4 protein-coding genes are annotated in these 3,492 nt (G+C 42.2%); all 4 read left to right on the top strand.

Features of this window, described 5'->3' with window-relative positions; translation table 11 throughout:
- Nucleotides 1-363: 363 nt before the first annotated feature.
- The 4 genes from ACQY26_RS06720 to rplL all read left to right on the top strand — a co-directional run bounded on the left by ACQY26_RS06720 (nucleotide 364) and on the right by rplL (nucleotide 3,466).
- Entirely contained in the window at nucleotides 364-1,080 is a 717-nt protein-coding gene (locus ACQY26_RS06720) for a hypothetical protein (protein ID WP_428048373.1), read from the top strand.
- A gap of 205 nt (nucleotides 1,081-1,285) precedes the next feature.
- Entirely contained in the window at nucleotides 1,286-2,017 is a 732-nt protein-coding gene (locus tag ACQY26_RS06725; protein WP_428048374.1) for an SIMPL domain-containing protein, read from the top strand.
- A 422-nt stretch (nucleotides 2,018-2,439) separates the two neighbouring features.
- Nucleotides 2,440-2,970 (top strand): 50S ribosomal protein L10, encoded by a 531-nt coding sequence (gene rplJ, locus ACQY26_RS06730; protein WP_428048375.1) that lies wholly within the window; start codon nucleotides 2,440-2,442, stop codon nucleotides 2,968-2,970.
- A 112-nt stretch (nucleotides 2,971-3,082) separates the two neighbouring features.
- A complete protein-coding gene (gene rplL, locus ACQY26_RS06735) occupies nucleotides 3,083-3,466 on the top strand; it encodes a 50S ribosomal protein L7/L12 (protein WP_428048376.1) in 384 nt (127 codons plus the stop codon).
- Nucleotides 3,467-3,492: the final 26 nt, after the last annotated feature.

The raw sequence follows: 3,492 nt of genomic DNA on the forward strand, positions 1-3,492 counted from the left end.
TTGCCTTAGCTTTTTAAGCGATGTAAAAAGCAGGACGCGCACAAGGCGCGTAACTGTATGTTTATAAAGAAAAATTCCTATTATAATGCGCTTTATGTAAGGCGAAAAATAAAAACAGTTGACTTGTTTTTTTTGATAAATTTTACCCATATCTCAGCCACTCCTGTTTAAAAACCTGCTTAATTGCTTTAATCTTATTTTTACAAGGAGTTTATGCTAAAGGAGAAAAAAGTGAGTTGTAAAATTAATCTGTTTGTATCTAGAATAATTATTGTTGTTTTCTTTTCTTTATCCTGTGCGCAAACGATTATGGCAAATTGCCGCATGGGAAACATTTCAGTTCCTTTAAATCATGTCTTTTATATGGCGGAAAGTGACGGATGCTGGACCTGTATACAATATTGTTGCCCAAACGGGCGTTGGCGCTACGAAGAATGCGGATATGCGCCTGATATCAACAAATTTAGTATAGAAGAACTTTGTGAAGATAATATGTGTGACAAAGACTCTCTGTATTGGGCAGAAAAGAAAGCCTGCTATACCTGCGAAAATGGCATTCCCGAACACGGCTATGCTTGGGATAAAAGGGAATATGATACGGAAAACGGCTATTTTCTCTGTGATTTCAAATGTGATGATGGATATGAAAAAGTTCCCAGGGGAACCCAAAGCAACGGTTTTATGGACTGGGACGGATATTGCAAGTTAAAAGAAGCTCTTGCCTGCCCGGAAGGCTATTTTGAATCCGGGGGAAAATGCGTTAAAAAAACAGATTCTGAGAAAACTTTACGCGATGAATGGAGCGGCTTTGATTATATCTATACAGGCGGAGCATGCGGAAATGATTCCCATGCTTCGGAGATATGCCGGCAAAATGCTATGCCCGGGAAAGGCCTAAAAGCTTGTTCCGGTTCCCCCAGTTGTAAAGGAACCGACGGTATTAACTATAATTGTTATGCGAATGTCAACGCTTCATCTTGGGAGGATTACTGTAACGGCGGATGGCAATGGTGCGATAAATACGGCAGTGATAATGCCTGCAAGCTGAATTGCGAATATCTTTTCTATACTTGTGAGTAAAGCCTTTTCCCTTATAAGTTCCCCGCCAAGGCATAAGCTGAGGCGGGGTTTTATTTGTTTGGTTTTCTAAACATATTAATTGTAAATAGCGGTTGACGGTTTATATGATTTTAGAAATATATTCCAAATCGCATAAGTTTATAATAAAATATACCTCTAGCGGCAATTATCTTATGCTTGGTTTGTGCAGGATTCAGAGGTCTATATGAAAAAACATTTGACGGTTCTTTTTACTTTATTTCTTTTATCAGCGTCTTTGTACGCAAAAGATTGCGGAAATAAATATTTCAATGTAACTTCGGAAGCTGAAGTGCTGGTTCAGCCGGATTCCGCAAAATTGACTTTCGGCATATCCATGAGGACGAAAACATTGGAAGAAGGCAAAAATAAAATGAAGAAAATTTTGGATAAAGCCTATGCTTTCTGCGGCAAAAAAGGCATAAAGCGCAAATACATACAGCTTAACAATATAAATATATCCCCTTTTTACTATAACAGGGAAGTCTGCCGGGATGGCGGCAAATGTTATGACGAAGAAAGCCTGCGCTACGGTTTTAACCAAACTTTTACAGTAACTTTAAACAATTTATCCAATTACGAGCAGCTTTTGTACGGGCTGCTCGAATTGGGCGTAAATCAAGTGGAAAACGTGGAGTTTTATACTAAGGACCTTCGCAAATACAAAGACGAAGCCCGCCTTTTAGCAATATCAAACGCCAAGGAAAAGGCTAAACTCCTTTCGGAAGCGTCCGGAATAAAGCTGGGCAAAATCGTCAATGTTCGGGAAAATGCCCCTCAGGCGCCTTCTTTCAGGCCGGCTCCATCGGTGTCCAATGTCGTGCAAAATTCTTACGGTGCTTCTCCGGCGCAGGGTGAAGCCGCCGGAGCCGGGCAGATAAAAGTAAAATCGGAAATAACTTTAACCTATAAATTATAGCCCCTTTACATTTTGCACAAAGCCGGCTATATTAAATATTGTCAGTAATTTTGACAAGGGGGTGCGATTTATGGGATGTGGATGCGGAGACGGTAAAAAACCTAAGAAATAATATCTTATAAGCACAAAATCGCCCGCCGCAAATATATGCGGCGGGTTTTGTTTTCCTCTGACGGTTGCTTGCAATAAACGGCCATAATTTCGTATAATATTCCTAATAGCTGCGGATAAACATTACAAACACAGAGCTTGTAAAAGGCAGTTAGAATTGATAAAATAAACTATCTTGCAGTAACAGATTTCGGGCACAGCTGTAGTCCTGCTGAACTTTAAGTTTAAGCGGCAGGTCTTTAGCCGTCCCTTTTTCCGCTTAAAAAATTAGTTTTAAGAGGTAAAATACGGCCCCGGATAAAAATAAAAGTATGAACTTAACAAAAGAACAGAAAAAAGAAAGGTCCCAGAGTCTTGCGGAAGAAATCAAACAGTCCGCCGGAATCTTCTTTACCGGATATCAGGGTTTAAAGTTCACGGAACTTGCCGGTTTAAGAGCGAGTCTTTCCGACGCTAAATGCAGATTTAGAATCGAAAGGAACTCCATCTTATTCCACGCCCTTAAAAACGCCGGTGTGGAAGGCGTGGACGAGAGCCTGTTAAAAGGCCCTACGGCCATTGCCATTCTTAAAGAAGACGGCGACGTCGCTTTGGCGGCGAAAGGTTTGGCTGATTTCGGCAAGAAAATGGAAGCCTTTAAGATAAGAGCGGGATACACCGACGGCGTATGGTATGACGAAGCCAAGGTAAAAGTCCTTGCCACCATTGGCAGCAGGGAAGAGAACCTCAGCAAGTTGGCCGGCGCTTTATACAGCGCGGTCGCCCAGAGCGCGCAGGTGCTTCAAGCTCCTATCAGAGACTTTGCTTATGTCCTTAAAGCTGTTGAAGACAGCAAAAAATAAACAAAGTCAAACCCGCCTAAGAGCGGTAGTAGCCCCATTGGGATAAATGCACGGGTTTAGGCTCGGCCTAAGCAGAAGGCAGCTACTCAAAGAAAATAAGGAAATAAATACAATGGCAAAATTAACGAAAGAAGAACTTCTCAATGCGATAGCTGAGATGACCGTACTTGAGCTTTCCGAGCTCGTAAAAGCAGTAGAAGAAAAATTTGGCGTAAAAGCCGCAGCCCCCGCAGTAGCGGTAGCAGCCGCTCCTGCCGCCGCAGCAGCAGCCGCAGAAGAGAAGGATGAGTTCAACGTAGTCTTAGCGTCCGTAGACGCCGCTAAGAAAATCGCGGTAATCAAAGTAGTCCGCGAAATCACCGGTTTAGGCCTTAAAGAAGCTAAAGACTTAGTCGAAGGCGCTCCTAAAACCGTAAAAGAAAACGTAGCCAAAGCTGAAGCTGAAGAATTGAAAAAGAAAATCACCGAAGCCGGCGGCACCGTTGAGCTTAAATAACAGCCAAAAAATATAAAAACAGTCCC

Source organism: Candidatus Proelusimicrobium excrementi (genome assembly GCF_937881865.1).
Taxonomy (GTDB): Bacteria; Elusimicrobiota; Elusimicrobia; order Elusimicrobiales; family Elusimicrobiaceae; genus Proelusimicrobium; species Proelusimicrobium excrementi.